27 protein-coding genes, 2 tRNA genes and 2 pseudogenes are annotated in these 20,447 nt (G+C 48.3%); 11 read left to right on the forward strand and 20 right to left on the reverse strand.

Features of this window, described 5'->3' with window-relative positions:
* A partial coding sequence (locus RMO35_RS07960) for a ketosteroid isomerase family protein (protein ID WP_309740047.1) occupies nucleotides 1–397 on the forward strand: 397 nt, incomplete at its 5' end.
* A 286-nt stretch (nucleotides 398–683) separates the two neighbouring features.
* Here RMO35_RS07960 and prmC read toward each other — a convergent pair.
* From prmC to RMO35_RS08020, 12 genes are all read right to left on the reverse strand, one after another.
* Nucleotides 684–1,568, reverse strand: a complete 885-nt coding sequence (prmC, locus tag RMO35_RS07965) for a peptide chain release factor N(5)-glutamine methyltransferase (RefSeq protein ID WP_309740049.1) — start codon at nucleotides 1,566–1,568, stop codon at nucleotides 684–686.
* Nucleotides 1,569–1,577: 9 nt separating this feature from the next.
* Nucleotides 1,578–2,342 (reverse strand): Tic22 family protein, encoded by a 765-nt coding sequence (locus RMO35_RS07970; RefSeq protein ID WP_309740052.1) that lies wholly within the window; start codon nucleotides 2,340–2,342, stop codon nucleotides 1,578–1,580.
* 346 nt (nucleotides 2,343–2,688) lie between these two features.
* Nucleotides 2,689–3,081, reverse strand: a complete 393-nt coding sequence (locus RMO35_RS07975; RefSeq protein WP_309740055.1) for a hypothetical protein — start codon at nucleotides 3,079–3,081, stop codon at nucleotides 2,689–2,691.
* Complete coding sequence (locus RMO35_RS07980) at nucleotides 3,060–3,530, reverse strand: D-Ala-D-Ala carboxypeptidase family metallohydrolase (RefSeq protein ID WP_309740057.1); 471 nt, start codon at nucleotides 3,528–3,530, stop codon at nucleotides 3,060–3,062. The genes RMO35_RS07975 and RMO35_RS07980 overlap by 22 nt, the downstream gene beginning before the upstream one ends.
* 134 nt (nucleotides 3,531–3,664) lie before the next feature.
* Entirely contained in the window at nucleotides 3,665–3,976 is a 312-nt protein-coding gene (locus RMO35_RS07985) for a hypothetical protein (RefSeq protein ID WP_309740059.1), read from the reverse strand.
* Nucleotides 3,977–3,979: 3 nt separating this feature from the next.
* Nucleotides 3,980–4,192, reverse strand: coding sequence for a hypothetical protein (locus tag RMO35_RS07990; RefSeq protein WP_309740062.1), 213 nt, complete (start codon nucleotides 4,190–4,192; stop codon nucleotides 3,980–3,982).
* A complete protein-coding gene (locus tag RMO35_RS07995; RefSeq protein ID WP_309740063.1) occupies nucleotides 4,192–4,509 on the reverse strand; it encodes a hypothetical protein in 318 nt (105 codons plus the stop codon). The genes RMO35_RS07990 and RMO35_RS07995 overlap by 1 nt, the downstream gene beginning before the upstream one ends.
* Before the next feature lie 3 nt (nucleotides 4,510–4,512).
* Nucleotides 4,513–4,905, reverse strand: a complete 393-nt coding sequence (locus RMO35_RS08000; RefSeq protein WP_309740066.1) for a hypothetical protein — start codon at nucleotides 4,903–4,905, stop codon at nucleotides 4,513–4,515.
* A gap of 97 nt (nucleotides 4,906–5,002) precedes the next feature.
* On the reverse strand, nucleotides 5,003–5,371 hold the full coding sequence (locus tag RMO35_RS08005) for a hypothetical protein (RefSeq protein WP_309740068.1): 369 nt from the start codon (nucleotides 5,369–5,371) through the stop codon (nucleotides 5,003–5,005).
* Nucleotides 5,372–5,502: 131 nt separating this feature from the next.
* Nucleotides 5,503–7,362, reverse strand: coding sequence for a hypothetical protein (locus RMO35_RS08010; protein WP_309740070.1), 1,860 nt, complete (start codon nucleotides 7,360–7,362; stop codon nucleotides 5,503–5,505).
* 4 nt (nucleotides 7,363–7,366) lie between these two features.
* Entirely contained in the window at nucleotides 7,367–7,795 is a 429-nt protein-coding gene (locus RMO35_RS08015; RefSeq protein WP_309740075.1) for a hypothetical protein, read from the reverse strand.
* Nucleotides 7,795–8,124 carry a hypothetical protein gene (locus RMO35_RS08020; RefSeq protein WP_309740078.1) on the reverse strand — a complete coding sequence of 110 codons (330 nt, stop codon included), beginning with the start codon at nucleotides 8,122–8,124 and terminating at the stop codon, nucleotides 7,795–7,797. The genes RMO35_RS08015 and RMO35_RS08020 overlap by 1 nt, the downstream gene beginning before the upstream one ends.
* A 101-nt stretch (nucleotides 8,125–8,225) precedes the next feature.
* On the opposite strand from RMO35_RS08020, the gene RMO35_RS08025 reads away from it, so the two are divergent.
* Nucleotides 8,226–8,888 carry a recombinase family protein gene (locus tag RMO35_RS08025; protein ID WP_396135628.1) on the forward strand — a complete coding sequence of 221 codons (663 nt, stop codon included), beginning with the start codon at nucleotides 8,226–8,228 and terminating at the stop codon, nucleotides 8,886–8,888.
* A 17-nt stretch (nucleotides 8,889–8,905) separates the two neighbouring features.
* Here the strand turns inward: RMO35_RS08025 and RMO35_RS08030 are convergent, their stop codons facing one another.
* Genes RMO35_RS08030 through RMO35_RS08040 form a run of 3 tightly spaced genes read right to left on the reverse strand, consistent with a single transcriptional unit; the run spans nucleotide 8,906 to nucleotide 9,869 of the window.
* Nucleotides 8,906–9,070 carry a hypothetical protein gene (locus RMO35_RS08030; RefSeq protein WP_309740082.1) on the reverse strand — a complete coding sequence of 55 codons (165 nt, stop codon included), beginning with the start codon at nucleotides 9,068–9,070 and terminating at the stop codon, nucleotides 8,906–8,908.
* Between the two features lie 33 nt (nucleotides 9,071–9,103).
* Entirely contained in the window at nucleotides 9,104–9,361 is a 258-nt protein-coding gene (locus RMO35_RS08035; protein WP_309740085.1) for a hypothetical protein, read from the reverse strand.
* 16 nt (nucleotides 9,362–9,377) lie between these two features.
* Nucleotides 9,378–9,869, reverse strand: coding sequence for a hypothetical protein (locus tag RMO35_RS08040; RefSeq protein WP_309740088.1), 492 nt, complete (start codon nucleotides 9,867–9,869; stop codon nucleotides 9,378–9,380).
* A 326-nt stretch (nucleotides 9,870–10,195) separates the two neighbouring features.
* On the opposite strand from RMO35_RS08040, the gene RMO35_RS08045 reads away from it, so the two are divergent.
* From RMO35_RS08045 to RMO35_RS08060, 4 genes are all read left to right on the forward strand, one after another.
* Nucleotides 10,196–10,366, forward strand: coding sequence for a hypothetical protein (locus tag RMO35_RS08045; RefSeq protein ID WP_309740091.1), 171 nt, complete (start codon nucleotides 10,196–10,198; stop codon nucleotides 10,364–10,366).
* Nucleotides 10,367–10,768: 402 nt separating this feature from the next.
* The gene (locus RMO35_RS08050; RefSeq protein WP_309740095.1) at nucleotides 10,769–11,044 is read left to right on the forward strand and encodes a hypothetical protein; all 276 of its coding nucleotides are present in this window, start codon (nucleotides 10,769–10,771) and stop codon (nucleotides 11,042–11,044) included.
* Entirely contained in the window at nucleotides 11,019–11,243 is a 225-nt protein-coding gene (locus RMO35_RS08055) for a hypothetical protein (protein ID WP_309740097.1), read from the forward strand. The genes RMO35_RS08050 and RMO35_RS08055 overlap by 26 nt, the downstream gene beginning before the upstream one ends.
* A gap of 241 nt (nucleotides 11,244–11,484) precedes the next feature.
* The gene (locus tag RMO35_RS08060) at nucleotides 11,485–12,783 is read left to right on the forward strand and encodes a hypothetical protein (protein ID WP_309740099.1); all 1,299 of its coding nucleotides are present in this window, start codon (nucleotides 11,485–11,487) and stop codon (nucleotides 12,781–12,783) included.
* Between the two features lie 93 nt (nucleotides 12,784–12,876).
* Here the strand turns inward: RMO35_RS08060 and RMO35_RS08065 are convergent.
* Nucleotides 12,877–12,948: transfer RNA gene (locus RMO35_RS08065), tRNA-Asn, on the reverse strand.
* 163 nt (nucleotides 12,949–13,111) lie between these two features.
* On the opposite strand from RMO35_RS08065, the gene RMO35_RS08070 reads away from it, so the two are divergent.
* Entirely contained in the window at nucleotides 13,112–13,408 is a 297-nt protein-coding gene (locus RMO35_RS08070) for a hypothetical protein (protein ID WP_309740102.1), read from the forward strand.
* A gap of 18 nt (nucleotides 13,409–13,426) precedes the next feature.
* On the opposite strand, the gene RMO35_RS08075 is transcribed toward RMO35_RS08070, so the two are convergent.
* The 3 genes from RMO35_RS08075 to RMO35_RS08085 all read right to left on the reverse strand — a co-directional run bounded on the left by RMO35_RS08075 (nucleotide 13,427) and on the right by RMO35_RS08085 (nucleotide 16,385).
* Complete coding sequence (locus tag RMO35_RS08075; RefSeq protein ID WP_309740105.1) at nucleotides 13,427–14,125, reverse strand: uracil-DNA glycosylase; 699 nt, start codon at nucleotides 14,123–14,125, stop codon at nucleotides 13,427–13,429.
* Between the two features lie 182 nt (nucleotides 14,126–14,307).
* A complete protein-coding gene (locus tag RMO35_RS08080; protein WP_309740108.1) occupies nucleotides 14,308–15,222 on the reverse strand; it encodes an ROK family protein in 915 nt (304 codons plus the stop codon).
* Nucleotides 15,223–15,473: 251 nt separating this feature from the next.
* On the reverse strand, nucleotides 15,474–16,385 hold the full coding sequence (locus RMO35_RS08085; RefSeq protein WP_309740111.1) for an ABC transporter permease: 912 nt from the start codon (nucleotides 16,383–16,385) through the stop codon (nucleotides 15,474–15,476).
* 200 nt (nucleotides 16,386–16,585) lie between these two features.
* Here RMO35_RS08085 and RMO35_RS08090 point away from each other — a divergent pair.
* The 4 genes and pseudogenes from RMO35_RS08090 (at nucleotide 16,586) to RMO35_RS08105 (ending at nucleotide 19,640) form a co-directional block, all read left to right on the forward strand.
* Nucleotides 16,586–16,672, forward strand: a tRNA-Ser gene (locus RMO35_RS08090).
* Nucleotides 16,673–16,809: 137 nt separating this feature from the next.
* Nucleotides 16,810–17,397: a ParA family protein gene (locus RMO35_RS08095; RefSeq protein ID WP_309732812.1), complete on the forward strand. Its 588-nt coding sequence runs from the start codon at nucleotides 16,810–16,812 to the stop codon at nucleotides 17,395–17,397.
* Between the two features lie 669 nt (nucleotides 17,398–18,066).
* Nucleotides 18,067–19,362 (forward strand): annotated as a pseudogene (gene purB / locus RMO35_RS08100) (adenylosuccinate lyase).
* A gap of 101 nt (nucleotides 19,363–19,463) precedes the next feature.
* Entirely contained in the window at nucleotides 19,464–19,640 is a 177-nt protein-coding gene (locus RMO35_RS08105) for a hypothetical protein (RefSeq protein WP_309740114.1), read from the forward strand.
* A gap of 122 nt (nucleotides 19,641–19,762) precedes the next feature.
* Here the strand turns inward: RMO35_RS08105 and RMO35_RS08110 are convergent.
* Nucleotides 19,763–20,447: pseudogene (locus tag RMO35_RS08110) on the reverse strand (lipid-A-disaccharide synthase); the annotation flags it as partial.

Genomic DNA, 20,447 nt, shown 5'->3' on the forward strand with positions numbered 1-20,447 from the left:
CGCCGCGATCGAAGGTGTAGATAACTATACTGTATTGAGCTACATCGACAACATGAATGCTTTCGACTTCCAGGCGGCATCTAGTCTATTTGTCGAAGAAGGCGCGCTCCAACCTCCATTCCAAGCTCCCGTTGTCGGCCCTGCGGCGATTCTTACTTACATGCGGGAAGAATGCGTGGGCTTAAAAATGTTACCAGAACGCGGTGTCGTCGAACCGATCGACGATGGTTACACTCAAGTTAAAGTTACTGGTAAAGTCCAAACTCCGTGGTTTGGTGCCAGCGTCGGGATGAACATCGCTTGGCGGTTCTTGCTCGATCCTCAAGGTAAAATCTTCTTTGTCGCGATCGATTTACTCGCTTCCCCCAAAGAGTTACTCAACTTACGTCGTGTTTAATTTAGACGTTTAGTTATTGAAAATACCCATGAGCCGACGGCTTGTGGGTGTTTTTACTATTGTGAGAGGATGTCTGAAAAGTCTAGCTTGTTCAGCGTAAACCCTAGAAATCCCCCTGCTTGGTGCGCTCAATCTGGAGGGAACCCTTGCACTCCGGCGTTGGCGCAAGCCTGCCGTAGGCACAGACGTGTCGTTAGACGGTTCCCTCGTGCTGAGCGTTGCAACAAGCAGGGGGATTGAGATCTACGATCGAAGACATAAAATCTGTTCAGACATCCTCTTAAAATTATCCCCGCAACCGGGCAAAAGCAAACCGATCGAGTCCCGCGAGATCGTCGATAATTTCAATATCGGTATAACTGCCCTGCTGGGCTAATAATTCAGCCACGATCGCACCCTGTCCAGCCATCATTTCGACCAGCCAAATGCCGCCAGCCTGGAGATAATGCGGCGCGGTATCGACCAAAATTCGCAGCGCTGCTAAGCCATCGCTACCGCCATCTAGAGCCAGATGTGGCTCGTGCTGACAAACTTCCGGGTGCAGCCGCAATACCTCCTCAGAGGGAATATAGGGCGGATTGGAGAGCATTCCCGCGACCTTGCCCTGGATCTGTGGTAATGGCGACCACCAACTGCCGTGGTGAAACTGGATTCGATCGCTTACTGCTAGTCGTGTCGCATTAATCTGGGCAATTTCCAGTGCGGCGGCACTACAGTCTACAGCATAAATTGTCGCTGTCGGCATCGTTGCTGCCAGTCCGATCGCGATTGCGCCGCTACCCGTGCCCAAGTCTACCCAGATCCCTTGCTGTTGGGTGTGATTACTCTTGGTAAGGGCGATATCGATCGTCATTTCGGTTTCGGGACGCGGAATTAATACCGCTGGCGAAACTATTAGCTCAAACTCCCGCCAGAACGTTTTGCCAACTAAATACTGAACTGGACGGTTATGCTCAACTCGATCGAGCCATAATATTGACAATCGATCGAGTGACATTTCTAGCTCGATCGATTCTTCATTCCCGATCGATTCTAGTCGCAAGGTGAGTCGATCGAGATCGGAGATCGATTGTAACAGCCAATCAATTTCTCGCACTTCAATCTGGTGAAGTTTGGCAAGGCTTATCGCCCATCTACGCCACGCCCATAGTTCGCGTCCGTTAACTAGCAATGAGTGTACCTATTTTTTAGGTGTAGTTGTCTTTGGGGCATTGGGTTTAGGCTGAGCTGCTTGAAGCTTGCGAATACTAGCAACACTCTCGGCTGAAGGTACGATTACTAATTGCTCTTGTCCAGCATAGTTTTGATTCTGAAAGTCAGATAAAACGACATGTAAATAGTTAACTTTGATCTCCGCTTTAGCAACTAGTTTAGGGTCTTTCTTTTTCACGCGATCCAACCATTGCTGAGCTTGTTGCTTGCTCAAAAATAATGGCGTGAGATTATTTTCCTGAACCGTCACATATTTATCCTGCTGTTTGATGGCAATCATAAACAGCGGTACTGGATAGAAAGCGTTAGGTTGATAAGGCTTCTTGAGTAGTTGAGCATTTTTGAGTTGCTGCTCGGTTGGGAAAAACACAAAACTAATATTCTGAGATTTTTTCTGAGCGTCGATTTGTAATTTGTAGATCTCACTCAGTGGGACGACAGTGACTTGGGCGACTTTACTCTGCTTGGGTTGGTCTTTTTTCAGCTTGTTTAAAAAAACTACGGCATCTTTTAACTCCATAAATACTGGCGTAATCGTCCGCGTTTTGCCAGCCGCTGTCACATTTTGCTGAAGGAAATTTCCCGTCCCATTGGTGATCGTAAATACAGGTACTTTTTGCAGCTTTTCAACAATTTTCGCTTCGGGTAAAGCTTGCGCTGGTAAAGGTGGCAGCGCTACCATCGGTAAGCTCATGCTCAACAGCGCGATCGGGAGAATTAAAGATTTTAACATTGGGTAATCTCAGACAAGTACTAGTATTGGCAATCCTCTGGGTCTGTTCGATCGGACTGAAATATCGATTCGCTCGATCGTGGTGATTTCAAATCGAGTGCCGACAATACCTATGGACTGTTATGTTAGCAGATGATAAACATCTCGGTCTAGTTCAAAGCCCACCCTACTTGCGGTAGTGGTGGGCTTTGAAGTTGAATCCGGTAGGTAAAAGCCGTAAGGCTGAAGCCGGACTTGTCAGACAAAATCTGATTCGATTCCTTGAATCGAGCGAGCCTCGCCAGAGGCGTTCAGGCTAACTCTCATCATTTTAGCACGACGCGCTCGCCCGATTACCCGATGTAACTTAGATATCGTCGCGGGCGAATACCTCCACCCGGCACTGATTAAAGTAGTAGGGGAAATCGATAGTACAAACAGACGGCAGCGGCGCGACGGCCAGTAACTCCACGATCTGATAGTTGCGACAAGTCAGCCGAAAATTCGCAACCTGAGTCAGCGCGGTAAATAAATCGGACTGAGAACTCGGTAAAGCGGCAATGTATTGAGTCAAAAACCCACCGCGATACCAAGTCGGTTCGTCTGGGACATAGATGCCCACAAATACCGACGCAGCCGACGTGACAAATGACTGCTTTGGAATATAGCCATTTGTTTCAGCTACTAAGTCGCGACGGAATACTAAATTCCACTCCGACGGATTAGTCAGATCGATCGTCATGCGAACCCGTAATTCCAACGAGCGCTACTCCACCCCATTAAGTGCCGCAGATCGGCGTGAGTAAACGCGCTACTGTCACCCAGGCCACCCGGCCAGGTGGACTGTAATCTAGCCGCCACCTCGCGCGGTTCGACGCCGCGAACGATAAAATCCGCCGCCCAACCGAGTAAATGCTGAGAATTGCGCGCGCCACCGACGGCCCGATTAGTCCGAGATGGACGCAGCCAACTGGTAATAATTATCGGGCGATTGCCAAACAGCACTCGCACCTCATCAAGCTTGTAGGCCAGCTTAATGATGTTGCTAGTAATTTGGGCTGCCGGGATGATTATCCCCTCAAATTTGGTATCCTCGGGCAGTCTCGCGCCATTAGCCGTCGCCTCCCCCCAGGTAAAATGCGAGCCGCTATAGATAGGGTCGCTCGATTGTCGGGGCTGGGAAATTCCCGCGATTAGGAAGCTCATCATTCCCCCTGGTGGTCGGTAGGGGGACGCACAGCAGGGATTTCACATCGGGGGCAACCAAATCTAGTCCCAATGAGACAGCCAAGGAGAGTACAGAGATAGCAAATTGTATACATTTTTTTCGCTCCACTTAGCTCCTAGAGATTGCTCACCGTATCGATGACAACGGTGCCCGCCGCGCCAGCGGTACAAATATATTGGATTGCTCCGGTATAAAATTCGTATAAATCCATGTTGCCATTTGCCGGAATCACTTTTGATGGTGAAGACAAAGTAGCAGCGGTCGCGTTAAAGGCAATGCCGATCGGCCGATTGGTATTATTAAAAATCGTGCCAGAGATCCGATTGAGATCGGCGGGTAATGCTGGGGTAGATACTGTTGCGACTGGTACTGTAGTAGTGACAACCGGGCCAGAAGTAGGCGTAGACGGTGGAAATTGAATACCCATTTTCTAAAATTCAACTCCTACATTTACAGGGGGAACAACTGGCGCGACTACGGGAGTAGCGTCGCATTCCGAGGTGATTTTATCGATGAACACGTTTAGCCCTTTTCGCATGGCTAGTACCAATTCGTCAGGCAAATCTAGCGCCTTGATATTGATGATCGACTGAGAGCGAAACCTGTCGATCTTATCGAGGGTTTCTGGTGTAATATTTGACATTATTTACGGTAGTAATAGTGATGGACTTTAATCGAACCGAGGGCGGTAGGGATTACCCATTTTGCCCAAATCGCTCCGGTATATAGAGCGGGAATATCGATATTTCCGCCCGATTTTGGTAGCAGCAGGCAAAATGTCGGATACGAAATTAACTTATGTGGATAGATAGCAAAATCAATGTAGCAATCAGCATTAGAGTGATTGACAATCAATCCCGATTGCCGCTTGAGATTTGGCAGTGCGATCCGTTTGATGTTGCGACTAACACCGATTCGCCTTACAAATTCAGCGTTAGCACCGAGTGTTTGCAGCAACATAAACTAGTAAGTAAACGCGCGACGGATCATGCCGATATTGACAATATTTCCCTTAGCCGTCGCCGTACCAATTTTGTAGGGAGTTCCTTCGAGCTTATCGGCGGGTACCGTTCCAAATAATTTAGCAACCGAGCCGTTCGAGATCAGTAACTTTGCCGATTTGCGCTTGTTGGCTGAGTTTTTGTAGCGGATGCCGATCCGCAGCATCGCGCCAGTTCGGAGCAATTCTTTGACTGGGATAATTTCTTCAGATCCCGTTAAATCGGCTTCTTTGATTTTGCGGATACCAACTTTTGCGCCAACTCCCCCAGTTTCGCCATAGACATCGCTGCTGCGAAAATAATGCTTGACCGTACCGCCATCAAGCAGTCCGTGAACTGGTAATAAATCTGCCATGTTTTTTAGATATTGTTAGTTGTTTTTACTGTCTTTGTAAAGATGAATAATTAGTTAAGTCAATTTGTGAAAATTAGAGCTTAATCAATTGCTAAATCTAGCCGAATCGACGACGTTGAGGGATGCGGGTAGCGGTAATATCCCAGGTTTTACCATCAACAGTAATTTTTTTAGCATCTAGATTAGCTAGTGCTGTTTTAGCTTTTTCAAAAGCACAAATTACCGTAAAGCTTTTCGAGATTTTGGCAGCACCAGTACCATTAGTTGCCGTACATTTAATCCGAATCGCTTTCCCGTTGGCAAAGTCGGCGCTGGTTAGTTTGGCGGTGTAGTTAGTAGTATCGGGGTCGGAGACTTTCGTGACGCCAGTAGACCCACCAAAGTCGCCGTAAATATCAGCAGCGCGCAGTGCATATTTCTCAGATCCGATGGTGAGAACGTGTTTAACTTTTGGCAAAGCAGCCATAAATAATCGACAGAGTGTTGGACTCTCCTATGATGCCCACCCAGCATTAACTAGCCCTCAACACGAGTCAGATAACGCGGGGAGTTAAGGCACCTTTTGCACGCGTGCGCTACAGGTGGCTCACCGCCTCGTTATCTAAACGATTTAATATAGATGGGCTTCATCGATTTGACGCCGTTGGGGTAGTAGTGAGCGCCGCTGGCGACAACCTTAATTTGCTTGAAGGGCAAGCCCGATCGCTTGCCGATTTTCCGGCTCGCTCCTTCTAAGTAATTGTTGTCGATTACTTGTGATAGTTTATCGATCACCCGATCGCATTCGATCGCAGTTTGACAATTTACAATCAATTTACTATTGTCTTTAAGGGTTAAAATCCCCTCAAAATCGCCCTTTTTATATTCAGGTAACGGTGGACTAGGGGGGGCGGTTGTCAGGGTACAGTGGGGAATGGTAATCGAATAGCGATCGTTGCCGATCGTCCCATCATCCTTAAGCTCCCTAAATAGCAGTATTCCTTGTGGCCGCTGTGCTTCGGGTCGCAACTGCCACCATTCCGGTACCGTAGCAATACACTCACAGTCCTTGCATTCTTGCGCCGCAATTTTTGCCAGTTCGGCAAATTTATTAATTTCTTGTTGTTCGGTACCTTGAATTACACTAATTGTTTGATTCGTGTAAACAGGATTACCATCAGCATCGCAATTTGAGAATTTCTGGATTGAGATAGTTGAGAATTTCACTTCTGCATCTTTACCGGGTTTTCCCTCGGTTCCTGGTTGTCCGTTGGTTCCGGGTGCCCCATTGGCTCCGGGCGCTCCATTAGTTCCGGGTGCCCCATTGGCTCCGGGCGCTCCATTAGTTCCGGGTTGTCCATTGGCTCCGGGCGCTCCATTAGTTCCATTAGTTCCGGGTTGCCCTGGATATCCAGTTCTACCAGTCGCGCCATTTCGGCCATCTCGGCCATTTCGACCATCTCGGCCCGGTGCGCCATCCTTACCCGGTTGTCCCGGTTGTCCCGGTTGTCCCGGTGCGCCATTTTGGCCCGGTGCTCCCGGTTGGCCGTTTAGTCCCGGTGCGCCTGGAAGTCCTTGGGTTGGTGTCTTAAATTTCAGGGCAATTATCTCGCTCTGAATTTGAGATATTTGGGACGGAATCGGTGCGAGTGTGGAGCCTAGAGTATTTACTCGCACTGTCAAGGCGCTGGCATTGGCTTTTACCAGCACGATCTCGCCCGTAGTTTGGGCGATCGTGTATTCGAGCTTTCGTCCGACGCCTTCAGCGACTGCATAGGCTAACTCTGCTTTTTGTAATGCGGTGTCTGCGGTAGCTTTTGCCGATTGAGCTTGAGCAATCGCGCTATCTGCTTTGGCGCTTGCTGCTTGGGCCATACCCAGTGCTGTATTGGCCGTACCTTGGGCGGTGGTTGCTAAACCAATCGCACTTCCGGCTGTGGTTTGAGCGGTACCCGAAGCGGCTAACCCAGCAATTGCCGTCGCTTGAGCGGTACCCGCTAGCGCGAGCGCACTTCCGGCAGTGGCTTGAGCGGTGCCTGCTAGCGCGAGGGCGCTGCCCGCCGTACCTTGAGCTGTGCCCGCTAATACTAATGCTCCAGCAGCTTGACCGCCGACAAATACTATTTCACCTTGAATGACGCCAAGCCCCGCAATCGCGGCGGCGGCTTTTGCCCCGACCGCAGCAATTGCCGAAAGTATTGGGGCGATCGCAGCAGCAATTAGAGGAGCTGCCAAGACTGCAACTATTGCCGCTAAGCCCGATCCGTAGGCAATTAGATCCGCTTTGAGTCGAGCTAGTTCGCCTTCAAATCCGATTATTTGGTATTCGAGCCGAGCTAAATCCCGATACGCCTGAATTCCAAACGCTTTTACATCAGCGATCTCTCGCTTGAGCGCCTCAATTTGGTCGCAGCAGTTATTACTGGTGCAAGGGGCTAAACCGTTTAGTTGACTGGTAACTCCTGAAACGCTGCTCATCGATCTATCCGCAAAGTTTATTCCTGACTAGACTTGCTGCTTGCTGTAGGGCGGCTATTTCGGCGGCTGAGACACATTCGCCGCTGCAATTAGAATCTTTAGCACAACCAGACTGACAGGCGGTTAGAGAGGCATATTTACCCGGTGTGCTGTAAGTGGTTTTAGGTAGGCAATTACCGTTAATACAGTCATACGGCTGCGCGGGATCGAGCGGGTTCGTGCAGCAGTTTGGGCAAAAACTACAGCTAACGATGACAATCGTGGCACTCTTACACGAACCGTTCGATGGGGTGAAAGTCCCCTCGACATCTATCAAGCGGAGATTGCCACAAAACGTTGTGGGGCCAGTAGTAACCCCTTCACTACACCGAAAAAACTCGTAGTTGTTGTTATCGCAGCCAACTGTATTGATTTTGTAGCACTTCTTCGCCATTAGTAGTCATCCGGGTCGATCGCGGCGGTGGTGTTGAGCTTTTGAGCGGTGAGATTGAAGCTCGACTGATAATATTGGCTCGTGCCCCGGTTGGCAATTTGAGCGAAGCTATCTTCGATCGCCACCGACTGATCGGGGTTGGTATTGCGGTTGGTTTCCGAGAGAGTAACTTGAGCTTTGAGAGCGATCGCCATCAGCAAGGATTCGGCGGTATTGTTCGCGCTAGCAGTCAGGCCCACAGCCACTAGATCGGCTTTTTTAATAACGATGTCGGTCGCCGTTTGGGTGGCATTGGCACCGAATACTTGAATTAGGGTAGGTTTAGGCACGATCGTCTGGCGTTAGATACCTGTCTATGGTGCCCCGTGCCGATTGGATGGGCATCATAGCAATATGTCCACTTAATCATTAGGTTTTGTGGACGCTAAAAATCGGACGCGGGGGAGCGACTTTCAGGGTGGTAAATTTAGAGGGTAAAAGTGGACAGATTAGAGTTGCGATTTATGCGCGAGTATCGACTAAGGATCAAAATTGCGATCGTCAAATTGCAGATTTACAAAATTATGCCCAACTCGCAAATTATGAAGTGGTCGCCACGCACACGGAGAAAGCCAGCGGCACCAAGAACGATCGATTCGATCGTAAGAAGGTCATTCATCTTGCGCGTGCTCGGAGAATCGACGCGGTACTAGTAACGGAGTTATCGCGCTGGGGCCGGAGTACGATCGATTTGATGCACACGCTCAACGAGTTAGGGACTTACAATGTCAGCCTGATCGCTCAAACGGGAATGACGTTCGATCTATCTACACCACACGGCAAGCTGATCGCCCAAATTCTCTCGTCGATGGCAGAATTCGAGCGCGATCTCATTTGCGAACGGGTGCGATCTGGACTAGCTAACGCCAGGGCTAAGGGTAAAAAATTTGGGCGACGGCGCGGGGGGAAAATTCAGGATTCGTGCGATCGCATCAACGAGCTGCGCGCCCAAAAGATGTCGGTTAGAAACATCGCCGCGACGGTGGGATTATCCAAATCGGCGATATCCTTATGTCCCCGCTGCCAGGAGTTACCCGAGGGGTTGGATTTCTAGGTTCTGGGTATTGGGGATTAGGGATCTTCATCGAGCATCGACATAAAAATCAGCATCGAATCCTCTGCGTCCAAATTCGGCCGCTGGTAAATTTTGACGATCGGCGCTTGCCACGCGATCGAGAATCCCCATCTAAATAAAGCAATGGCGATCGGGAAGCGATAGCGATATTTATCCACCATAAAAAATTGCCCTAGTAATTAGAGCAATTATATCTACCCGCGTGCGGTGAGCTTCTTTAGTTTGGCGATCGCCACATCCCAGTCTTTAGCCAGATAGGTCGAGCGGCGCTTTTTAGTTTTGGGATCGATCCAACGCAAGTAGTAATAATCGAATCCATGAATTTTTTTGAGTTCGATACATCCAAACATTCCTAAATCCCATTTAGCTTGATTAGTGGGGGTGAGCTTGTCATAATCGATCGCTTGTCGTAGGGACGTTTTGCCCCTACGGGCGGATTCTCGTAGGGACATTTTGTCCCTACCAAGATCAGGCGGCTCGCGATGCTGTACGGGCGGTTTGGGCGATATCGACAATATTTTCGGTTGTCGATCGGCAGATTTGAGGATCGGTTTGGGCGGTGATGGACTTTGGTAATTTCGCATCGATTGGAATGCCGATTTTCATCGCTTTGCGTACCGCTTTATTGTAATCTTTGTGCAGATACTTCGATGCTTTTTTGCCGTTAAGTTTGTAGTAACGCCAGTACCAATACTGATGGTCTTTGACCCATTTTTGTTGGAGACATCCTACGGGTGGCTTCCAATTATCCGAGTTAGGTACTAGGAATATCTCAGTACCTAACTCGGTGTAACGGGTATCGGCGTCATCTAATTTCTTAGTACCTAACTCTGATAATCGCGAGTTAGGTACTAAGAATATCTCAGTACCTAACTCGTCATAATCCCAGTCCCCGATCGAGCGATATTCAAAATCTGACTCAGCAATCAAGCTGAGTTGCGATCCGATTAGTTTTGCCATGATGGAAGTAGTTAATTTTAAAGAACAACCCCAGCTCGATCGGCTGGGGTTTTTGATGCTAGTTATTGTCGATCGTCTCGAGGGCCGGGTCGGATCGATCGGGATTGAAGCAATCCGCTATTTCGTCGAAAGGAATCCCAGTAAACTTTGAGATTCTAAATAGTTTGCCGATCGGAGCATTGTCCGTCCATGCTCCGATGGTATCCCTGTGAACGCCGATCGCCTCTGCGACTGCACCCAACCTAAACCCACGTTTTCTAATTAGTTCATTCAATCGCTTACCTCCATTGCTCATTAGCCTATCTAGCTACTTCAATCATACAACAATGCTGGAAAATTCCCAATTTTATGCTGGTTTTTTCCAGCAATATGCTATAGTAATGACATTGCCAGCCTCAATTAGTTATTCAACACCTCTAATTGTCAGGCTAGGCGTGCAACGCGCCGCAATCGCCGCAAGTAGGGGTAACTTCAGAGTGCCCTCTAACTTGCGGTGAATAGGCATGAAAACCGCTCACAACGTCCAGATGTAGCCGCTGCTAGTCTGACTACCTGTAGGCGGATATTCAGCCTCCCCAGAATAATTTTTTCGGGGGCGGTGGCACCAAATTCCAGGGGTCGATCTCAAATCTATTCGGTGATGTTCGATCGACAAGTTCGATCGAACCATTCGATTCGATCGATCTACATAATTTCTCATCCTATGAAGTAGGGTCTATTTTTGATGGATGAAGACGAAAATCTGGATCCAGACGATCTACCGAGATATCGGTGTTGTCCCAAATGCGGGGCACTTCTGCAATGGTTCTATGACGATTTTGGCTGCCCCGAGTGCGTGCCCGATCGCCAACCCGAAAATGAGTAACATTCACACCCTCACACATGGGGGCTAGCTTCTGATGACTAAATCCGACTACAGCATACCCAACACCGACCCCGTGAGTGCAGTTACCAAGCACATCAAAATCTATTCAGACAATCCAATTCATGATGCGATCGATCGGATTATCGATAGCTGCCTGTGTATCGATGAAGGTCACGATGAGTGTCATGTGGGATCGATCGAACTCAGAAACGCGGCTGAAGATTTATTAATTTTAGCCGTCAAGCGTCTTGCCCAAATTCAACGTCAACACGAACGGGTACACAATGAACAAAAATACAATCAAAGCTAATACGCAAATAGCGATCGCGCTGTTGGGGAACAGTTTACGCGATCGCTATTGGAATCCGAAGATCACCCATAATCAACGCAATTTCATAACTTCAACCGCTCTAGAAATACTAGAGACAATTTTATTAGATATTGCCGAAAGTGATGCTCTAATTGTAACCGAAACCCCCCCAACAATCAACCCGCCTGAAGAGTCGTAGGAGCGACGAAACCCGCACATGAGCGGGTCGCGGGAGTAATTACCCGTCAAGTTAGGTAGGGGCTTTTTATCAGATTTCAGCCGTTTGGCTTAAAAACAATCGCCAGCCCTTATCATCCTTGCTTGTATGACAGCACCATAGGTTTTAATAACTGAGTTCAGACCCCCAGGGGTCTAATTAATTCATCGCCAAACCTCGCTCGATTACAATTTCATTCCAACCAAAAACAACTAAATAACCAATGACTAAAGTTTTAGGCATCGACATCGGTGCTAAATTTGTCGTGGCGTTTTCTTTATCAGAATTACCCGTAGGTATGTCCTACCCAGATTTCTATAAACGTAACGCTAAATTTTCAATATCTAAAATCAGAATGGATAACTCCAAGGAGGGATCGAGCGTCAATCTCCGTGATGCGATCGAGCTACTCACCCAACTGAAACCTTCGGCGATCGTCATGGAACCCACCGGGGTATGGTATTCCCGGCTGTGGGCGCGTATGGCGGAACATTTGGGCATTGAGGTCAAGTGGATCGGCCACGGCGATCTAGCTCACAATCGCGGTGCATATGGGTTTAAGGATAAAGACGATCGCACCGACGCCTTCTGTCTGGCAGTGTCCTACTTCGACCCGATCTTCAACGCTCGCGACTCCTGGCTGTTTTGGCGGACGGGGGTAATCTCCCAAGTGAACGACAGGCTGTTGGAGATTAAATCGCTCGAGGCCACCACGAAGATCCTCACCCAGCAACTGCGCCAGCGGTTGAAATATGAGTTCCCCGAAGTGGCGGATCGATCGATCACCAACGCACGGACAAATGATGGGTTTACAGCTTGGATCGGCTGGCTGGCTGGCATTCACAGCTACAAGCGGATTCTTAACGATCGCGCCAAATCGATCGCCACAGAACTGGGAATCGACATCACCCAGTACACCCGCGACCATGCAGCGGCGATTGCCGGGAACGAGATTCGCGAGGTGAGACTGAAGGCTGACTTAGTTGATTTACTGCTCGATCCTGAGTTCGATCGCTACCGGGAAACCTTAGAGCTGTTTGGTTTTGGGTCGATTATGCAAGCAACCATCCTCACTAATATCTACCCGTTCGAGAAGTTTCTGCATTCGGGTCAACCGCATATCGATCGCTACGAAGACGATCGCGGCAAGCACAAGAAAAATATGTCCCTGTCAGGATTTCAGATCTCCCTCGGGATGGGTAAACGGTTGATCGAGTCTGGCAGCAGTTCGACGATGGTATATTCGGGTTCTTCATTCGCTCGGAAGATGCTCTATTCGTGGATCGTGACTAATGTACTACCAGAGAAGATGGGTGAAAGTTGGTTGGTTTCTGAGATCGACGCCAGGGCTTTATCGAACCCTAAACCCGCGCTGACGGTGGCTCAATTGAGAAGTCGGTGGAAAGAGACTAAGGGGACGAATAAAGACCGCCACATGGCCGGGGTCAGAAGTGCGATGACACTTGGCTACCGGGTCACTCGCTTACTTTACGATGAGCTTCTGAAAAAGGTTTCATCTTAACTGATTGTTTCCACTCTATTACTAGACACCCAAAATTAAGACTAACTATTCACTTTAGCCTCGATTGAGTAATTAATTTTGTTTTGTGGTGTACTCCCCGGGCAAGATTCGAACTTGCGACCAGTCGATTAACAGTCGACCGCTCTACCACTGAGCTACCGAGGATTATGTTATGCTTTTTTGCATCTTATTTATATTATCACTATAGTTTCAAACTTGGCAAGTAGTTGTTTAAACTTTTTTTGCGTTAAATTGGGACGGGGCGATCTCGACAGTCTTCGCCGCCGTGGCATGGTTAATCGCTAAGTCTGACAAATTTGACGCAGTTATGGATTTAGTTACTACTGTTATTTTCTGCAATTGCACGATCGCTCTATCTATCTTCATTGCAACGCTCTGGACAGTGCAGTTTCGCAAGCAAATCGGTGCTTTGGCAGATTGGTTCGATCGGTGTAATGGTGAAGTCGATCGAGCGACACCGCTAGCTACTAGTATTGCCGAGCGTCGCTCTCAACTTAGATACCTCCGCCAGCTTTACCGACAACAGTTACTAACTCTCGATCGACTGCAATCGCTCATCGCCGTTGCTGGCGTTGCCAGATCTTTGTACCGCAGACGCCGCTAGAGTATATTGTGAAAATTTCTACGCGCTAACTTCATCTAACTTAGCGCGGATTGCTTGGATATCTTGCCACATTAACCATTTGGGCTTACCGACATCCGGAGCAGGATTGCGGAGCAAATACGCAGGGTGAAAGATTGGCATACACCATCTGCCTTCCCATTCAATCCAGGTACCGCGAATTTTGGTAATCCCGTCTTTTTTGCCAGTAATGGCGCGGACGGCGGTGGCACCTGTGAGTAAAATAATCTTCGGATCGACCAAGCGAATTTGTTCGAGTAAATAAGGCTTACAAGCCGTAACTTCAGCGGGAGTAGGCACGCGATTTTCGGGCGGACGACAGCGGACGACATTGCAGATATACACATCCCGCTCGATCGATAGTTTAACAGCCGCCAAAATCTTTTCGAGTAATTGACCCGATCGACCGACAAAGGGCAAACCTTGTTCGTCCTCATTTTGCCCTGGCCCTTCACCTACAATCAAGATCGGTGCTGTTTCGCTACCCCTACCGACAACTGCATTAATCCGCGTGTTACCCAATTCGCACCGATGACAAACCTGACAATGACTCGCTAGTTGAGTGAGGTTGCTGTAGGTGCCTGCTGGAATCGGAATTGTACTACTGGTGGGAATCAGCTCGAAGCTCAGAGCTGACGAAGATGCTGTTGGTGTAGTTTCGATTTGACCGAAGATGTTTAATTGCGCTTCTGAAGACATGAGAATTAATTGATAATTAATAATTAATAATTAAGGAGGTCGGCGCGAATATTTATCACACCAGCAAAAACCTGAATCCGCTGCTTGGTGGAACGCTATTCACGAGGGAACATCAGCAAGGGTTCCATCAGCTAAATCCCCATCCTAAAAACCCAATTAATAATTAATAATTATTAATTGATTTAATAGCTTGTGGATTTGGCTGCTTGACGTGCTAGCATTTCCCATGCCAATTTAGCTGCCCCGGCGATGCCAGCTTGATTGCCTAGGTCTGCCTCGATGAGTTGGAACCCCGGACGCGAGACAGCCATTACGCGGCGATCGATTTCCTGTTTGGCTGCGGGTAAAAAATACCTAGCACTGGCACTAATTCCACCGCCAATAATGGCGACTTCTGGCGTGAGCATATAGATAATACTCGTCAAGCCAATTCCTAGATTTCGACCGTAATTATTCCAAAATTCTAACGCATCTCGATCGCCTGCTGCCGCCATGATGCCCAATTCTTTCGGCTCTTTGCCCGTCATGCGGCGAATTGCTTGTCCAGACAAAAATTGCTCTAGCGAGCCATTATTCCCACTCTTACAGGGATGCCCCTGCGGCTCGAACGTAATTAAACCCAGTTCCCCAGCACTCCCCGCATGTCCGGTAAACAATGCCCCATTGATAAACACCGCGCCACCGACACCAGTACCTAACGTGAGTAAGACTGAATTGCGATAGTATCGCCCCGCACCCAGCCAATTTTCCCCCAGCCCCGCACAATTACCATCATTACCGACGATCGTCGGGATGCCAGTACGCGACTGAATCAACGTCGCCACGGGAATATCGATCCACCCCTCAAGATTGATCGCAATCTTCGCCACTCGCCCTACGGCATCTGCTGGCCCTGGCGTGCCCACCCCGATCGCGCTAATATCAACCATACCTGGGGCTAATTTCTCGATCGCGTAAACCATCGTGTCGATCGTGGCATCGGGATAGGCTGGTTGTGGTGTCGGCACTGATAATGACTGAAGACATTTACCCTCTTGGGTAAATCGCCCTAATTTAATTGCCGTACCACCTAGATCGACACCGATTACTTCTGTCATGGGGGAGATGTGAGATGGGAGATGGGAGATAGGAGATGGGAGGGGGTAGCACTGTCTTCCCCGAAGGATTGCAGAGGCTTTGCTAGCGAGACAGATGGTAAATGCAATTTTCTGCATCATACCGCTCGAACACAGTGACAACAAGTGTTTCCTTTTATCAGATCTATTAAAACAGAGATCGGGTAAAGTTAGACCTTTATGTCAGCGGTTAATTATGGACACTTAATACTCTCCCATCTCCCATCTCCCAACTACCCTCTACCCTCTCTATCCCGAGGATTAATCAACTCGCTCAACCCTTCACCTAATAGCGATAAACCCGTCACCATCAAAGTCAACGCTAAACCTGGAAAGAGAGTAGTCCACCAAATCCCCGTCGAGAGGGCGGGGAGAGCTTGCTTGAGATCGTGCCCCCATTCTGCCACCTCATCGGGTAAACCCAAACCGAGAAAACCCAATCCACCTAAAACTAAGATGGCATCGGCAGCATTGAGCGTAAATAGCACGGGGACACTCTGCACTACATTGGCAAAGAGATACTTGGTTAAAACGTGACGGGTAGAGGCACCGAGCGCCTGTGCCGCTTCGACAAACATTTGCATCTTCAAACTGGCTGTCTGATTGCGTACCACCCGAAAATACTGCGGAATATACGAGATACTTAATGCGATCGCAGCATTGACTACACCCCTACCTACGATAAACGCCAAAGTCACCGACAGCAGTAGCCCTGGTAACGTGTATATCGTATCCATCACAAACAACAGCACTCGATCGAGCCTACCACCCAGATAGCCGCTGACCATCCCTAATGTCACACCGATAACCAAACTAATCGACGTTGCCAGAATCACGACCTGGAGAGCCGCCTGGGTGCCAAACAGCGTCCGTGAGAATACATCATATCCTTCGCGACTCGTCCCAAACCAATGCTGCCATGAGGGAGCTTGGTTGATCGGGTTATAAGGTGGCATCGCCGCGCCGAGTAAGTCTTGTGAATCTTGGATTAAACCCAGTGCTTGTAACAGCGGGGCAAATAAAGCGATCGCGATAAACCCCAGTGTAATAATTAATCCCAATCTCAGTAGTATTGTTGAGAGCAGATCTCGGCGTTTGTTGAAGAGTTGTTTGACAGATCCGAGGGAAATTTTGCTGACAGCCATGAGCACACTTGCGACGATTCGGAGAATGGTTCAACTACTATAGAGCAATCGGTCATCACAAAGGCGATCGAGTTCGATCGGGTTCGTTCGCGGAGCGTTCCTGTAGGGAAATCGCCCACTCGATTCTCTAGGGGAGAGGTTCTGCCAAGGAGTGTAGCTAGTTGGCACGCTAATAGTGTATGATATTTATGGATTTACCTGGAGAGGTGTCCGAGTGGTTGATGGTGGCTGACTCGAAATCAGTTTTAGGGTTACACCTAACGGAGGTTCGAATCCTCTCCTCTCCGTAGTTAACGACTCACTTTTTATTAAAATTGCTGCGACGGTAGCAGATCGACCTCTAATTTATGTTAAGGGGTCGATCGAGTCTGCGCGTGACACCTTACAGTAGTGCTAGAAATTATACGCTCTCCTCAGCTCGCCGATGATTATTACTATTACTGCGCTCAAAGGTGGTGTCGGCAAGACAACCACATCGATTCATCTTGCCGCCTACTTGCAGGAAACCGCTCCCACGTTACTCATTGATGCCGATCGCAACCGTTCGGCACTAGTCTGGTCGCGCGAAGATAAATTACCATTTATTGTAGCATCCCAAGCTGGGGCGACCGCCATTATCAGCAAGTATACGCACATCATCACCGACACCCAAGCCCGCCCCGAGCAAGACGAACTCAAAGATTTGGTCGCCAGTAGCGATCTACTGATCGTCCCGACAACACCCAATCATCTCGATATCGATACCACCATTAAAACGACCGAATTATTAGAAACCTGGGGCGCAAAGTACAAAGTATTGCTCACCCAAGTAGACTCACGCACCAAAACTGGACGAGAAGCTAAAATCTTGTTGGAAGAGGCGAAAGTACCGCTATTTAAAACTGAAATTCCGCTGTTAGTTGCCTTCGAGCGATCGTCTAGTCGCGGCATCATTATCCGCGATTGTGCCGACCCTCGCGCCCAATTTGGTTGGTCTAAATATCAAGCTGTTGGTAAAGAAGTATTAGGTTAAAATCCAGATTAGTTTGTTACCGTGAAGGAATATGCGGACAATTATCGGACTATTCACCCAGTTTGCGATGTTATCCGGAATCCAGGCGGTCTTATAAATAGTTAGGCGTATGAAAGCCTCTGGCAAAAAGTTGACGATTTTCGGAGCTGTCTTGTTGCTGATTTCTTTGCTTTATCTTGGCACTCTATTCGTCGCGCATGATTTCAATCCGGATTTTCTGGCGATTGATTCGTGCTTGGACTCAGGAGGACGTTGGAACCATGCCATGAAGACTTGTGAGCAATGAGTGCAAATGCTTAATACTCAGCAATTGACTGTTGATATCTCAATTTTGTTGTTAGCGATCGTGTTAATTATCCATACGATCTCTGAAGTCTGGATTCCAGCATATCAAAAAGTCTAACCAGGCTGGTGAGCGGTCGTGTTCGATCGCTTGCTGTGGTTAGATAATTTGCCTGTGTTTATCTTGGCGATCTTGGTGTTGTTACTGTGGCTGACGGTTCAAGCATCAAAAGAAGATTGTTAGTCAAATAAGACATCGATTCGATCGGTATGGGTGAAATTTGGGCAGATGCTGATAAATTTCTAACTTGGCTACAATTAGAAATTGCGATCGCACACCAGACATCGAACGCTATACTGAGTTAGTTGAATTCAAGTGACGGACAAGTGATCGAACGCTATACTCTGCCCGAAATGGGTGAAATTTGGACAGATGCTTATAAATTTCAAACTTGGCTGCAAGTAGAAATAGCTGTCTGTGAAGCTCAAGCCGAATTGGGACACATTCCGCAGGATGCTGTCGATGAAATCAAGGCTAAAGCGAAGTTTGATGTCGATCGCATCTTGGAAATTGAAGCAGAAGTCCGTCACGATGTGATTGCATTTTTGACTAATGTTAATGAATATGTCGGTGCGGCGGGGCGATATATCCATCTGGGGATGACTAGCTCGGATGTCCTCGATACCGCTCTGGCTCTGCAAATGGTCGCGAGTACCGATATTTTACTCACTCGATTAGAAGAGACGATTCAGGCAATTCGGTATCAGGCGCAAAAACATCGCACTACCGTGATGATCGGGCGTTCTCACGGGATTCACGCCGAGCCGATTACTTTTGGCTTTAAATTAGCTGGTTGGTTGGCGGAAATGCTCCGCAATCGCGATCGATTGGTGCGAGTCCGTCAGACTATTGCTGTCGGGAAGATCTCGGGTGCTGTGGGTACCTATGCCAATATCGAACCGCGTGCGGAAGCGATCGCGTGTCAGAAGCTAGGATTGACTCCAGATACAGCTTCTACTCAAGTTATCTCTCGCGATATTCACGCCGAATTCGCTCAAGTTTTAGCCCTGATTGGCGCGAGTATGGAGCGGTTTGCCGTTGAAATCCGCAATCTCCAACGGACTGATGTCTTAGAAGTGGAAGAATTCTTTTCTAAGGGTCAAAAAGGCTCCTCCGCGATGCCCCACTAGCGGAACCCGATTCGTTCCGAACGGTTGACAGGGATGGCGCGGATCTTGCGTGGAAATGCGATCGCAGCTCTAGAAAACGTCGCTTTATGGCACGAACGCGATATCTCCCATAGTTCGGTCGAACGCGTGTGTATGCCCGATTCCTGCATCATCACGCACTTCATGTTGGTCGAAACCACCAACCTAATTAAGAACCTGCTGATCTATCCCGAAAACATGGCGCGGAACCTCAACTGCTATGGTGGCGTAGTCTTTAGTCAGAGTGTCCTCCTCGCGCTCGTAGGCAAAGGTTTGAATCGAGAAGAAGCATACTCGATCGTTCAATCTAATGCAATGGCTGTCTGGAATACCACAGGCGGAGATTTCCGCAAACTAACCGCCAGTGACCCCCGTGTCACCACACATCTAACGCCAGCCGAGATCGACCATTGTTTCGATCCTACTCAACATCTCAAGCATTTAGACGAGATCTATCAACGTTTGAGTATCTAAATTTAAGATACGATCGATTCAAGCATCAGGTAGGGGTAATTTATGAATTACCCCTACCTGTTATTTAGATTGGTAACTTCTAAACAGGTAGGCACAATTATTTGCAAAATAGATTATGCCTGAAACCTAGTTGGTGGGCACTGCCCACCCTACTGGGATGTCTCGACAGATTGCGGGAAAGTAACCGTCAGCTAGAACTATATAATCTGTTCTTGGATGATGCAATTTCTCAAATTGATTCAGAATTACGTCAAAACAAACGAGAAAGATTATTATAAAGAGTTCTACCTGCTAATTGAAATAGTAAAATCGCTAAATTAGGTAAAATACTAATATTTCGTAATCATCAATTCCAGACAGTACCAAGTCGATACAATATCTGTCGATCGCAATCCCGAACTCAATCTACCAAACCAGCAACGATCGCAGCTAACTTATCAGCAGCACCCGCCTCCCCACGCACCCGGCGCAACTCCACCTTCATCGCAGCTAACTTCTCAGGATGTTCCAAATAATCGACCGTAAAATCAGCCACCGTTTTCGCATCCAGACGACCCAATAATTCCGGGACGATCTCGCGCTGCTGCGCCCAAATATTCGGCCATGATAACTTGCGATCGCGAAACTTATAGTACAGAATTGAATTGATAATTTTGGCGATCGGCGTACCGACTACAGGTAAATTAACTAAGATCCCTAACGCCCCATCCCAGGCACGCATGGCATCTATTTGTTGCGTCGCAATCAAAACTATCATCGGCACCCCTAACGCGCCTAATTCAGCCGTATTTGCCCCGATCGTCGTCAGACACAGCGTACACTGGGAGAGCAAATCGTGGGCGGGAAATTCGGTATGGAGTGCAACTCTCAATCCTTGACTGGTTTTGAGATATGGCTGGTTGCCATCCTGTTCTAAAGTCGCAGTGGCTCCATTGACGAGGGCAATGACCGGATTTTTGGTAGGATCGGCATAGCTAGCTAGCGTAGTAAGATCGATCGTCGGCGCGACTGGAATGGCAAATTTTACACGCGGATTAGCTACTTGAATATATTCGGCGATCGCCAGCATCAATGGCAAGCCCATC

The organism is Chamaesiphon sp. OTE_20_metabat_361 (assembly GCF_031364565.1).

What these genes read in the sequence shown, in the direction of transcription:
- RMO35_RS08045 (WP_309740091.1), top strand. Translation starts at nt 10,196, where the DNA reads ATGCTGGAAAATTCCCAATTTTATGCTGGTTTTTTCCAGCAATATGCT.
- RMO35_RS08010 (WP_309740070.1), bottom strand. Translation starts at nt 7,362, where the DNA reads ATGAGCAGCGTTTCAGGAGTTACCAGTCAACTAAACGGTTTAGCCCCT.
- RMO35_RS08070 (WP_309740102.1), top strand. Translation starts at nt 13,112, where the DNA reads ATGGATTTAGTTACTACTGTTATTTTCTGCAATTGCACGATCGCTCTA.
- RMO35_RS08075 (WP_309740105.1), bottom strand. Translation starts at nt 14,125, where the DNA reads ATGTCTTCAGAAGCGCAATTAAACATCTTCGGTCAAATCGAAACTACA.
- RMO35_RS08055 (WP_309740097.1), top strand. Translation starts at nt 11,019, where the DNA reads ATGAACAAAAATACAATCAAAGCTAATACGCAAATAGCGATCGCGCTG.
- RMO35_RS08030 (WP_309740082.1), bottom strand. Translation starts at nt 9,070, where the DNA reads ATGGTGGATAAATATCGCTATCGCTTCCCGATCGCCATTGCTTTATTT.
- RMO35_RS08060 (WP_309740099.1), top strand. Translation starts at nt 11,485, where the DNA reads ATGACTAAAGTTTTAGGCATCGACATCGGTGCTAAATTTGTCGTGGCG.
- RMO35_RS08050 (WP_309740095.1), top strand. Translation starts at nt 10,769, where the DNA reads ATGACTAAATCCGACTACAGCATACCCAACACCGACCCCGTGAGTGCA.
- RMO35_RS08095 (WP_309732812.1), top strand. Translation starts at nt 16,810, where the DNA reads ATGATTATTACTATTACTGCGCTCAAAGGTGGTGTCGGCAAGACAACC.
- RMO35_RS07985 (WP_309740059.1), bottom strand. Translation starts at nt 3,976, where the DNA reads ATGGGTATTCAATTTCCACCGTCTACGCCTACTTCTGGCCCGGTTGTC.
- RMO35_RS08005 (WP_309740068.1), bottom strand. Translation starts at nt 5,371, where the DNA reads ATGGCTGCTTTGCCAAAAGTTAAACACGTTCTCACCATCGGATCTGAG.
- RMO35_RS08040 (WP_309740088.1), bottom strand. Translation starts at nt 9,869, where the DNA reads ATGGCAAAACTAATCGGATCGCAACTCAGCTTGATTGCTGAGTCAGAT.
- RMO35_RS08085 (WP_309740111.1), bottom strand. Translation starts at nt 16,385, where the DNA reads ATGGCTGTCAGCAAAATTTCCCTCGGATCTGTCAAACAACTCTTCAAC.
- RMO35_RS07970 (WP_309740052.1), bottom strand. Translation starts at nt 2,342, where the DNA reads ATGTTAAAATCTTTAATTCTCCCGATCGCGCTGTTGAGCATGAGCTTA.
- RMO35_RS07990 (WP_309740062.1), bottom strand. Translation starts at nt 4,192, where the DNA reads ATGTCAAATATTACACCAGAAACCCTCGATAAGATCGACAGGTTTCGC.
- RMO35_RS08080 (WP_309740108.1), bottom strand. Translation starts at nt 15,222, where the DNA reads ATGACAGAAGTAATCGGTGTCGATCTAGGTGGTACGGCAATTAAATTA.
- RMO35_RS07980 (WP_309740057.1), bottom strand. Translation starts at nt 3,530, where the DNA reads ATGATGAGCTTCCTAATCGCGGGAATTTCCCAGCCCCGACAATCGAGC.
- RMO35_RS08035 (WP_309740085.1), bottom strand. Translation starts at nt 9,361, where the DNA reads ATGTCCCTACGAGAATCCGCCCGTAGGGGCAAAACGTCCCTACGACAA.
- RMO35_RS07995 (WP_309740063.1), bottom strand. Translation starts at nt 4,509, where the DNA reads ATGTTGCTGCAAACACTCGGTGCTAACGCTGAATTTGTAAGGCGAATC.
- RMO35_RS08000 (WP_309740066.1), bottom strand. Translation starts at nt 4,905, where the DNA reads ATGGCAGATTTATTACCAGTTCACGGACTGCTTGATGGCGGTACGGTC.
- RMO35_RS08015 (WP_309740075.1), bottom strand. Translation starts at nt 7,795, where the DNA reads ATGGCGAAGAAGTGCTACAAAATCAATACAGTTGGCTGCGATAACAAC.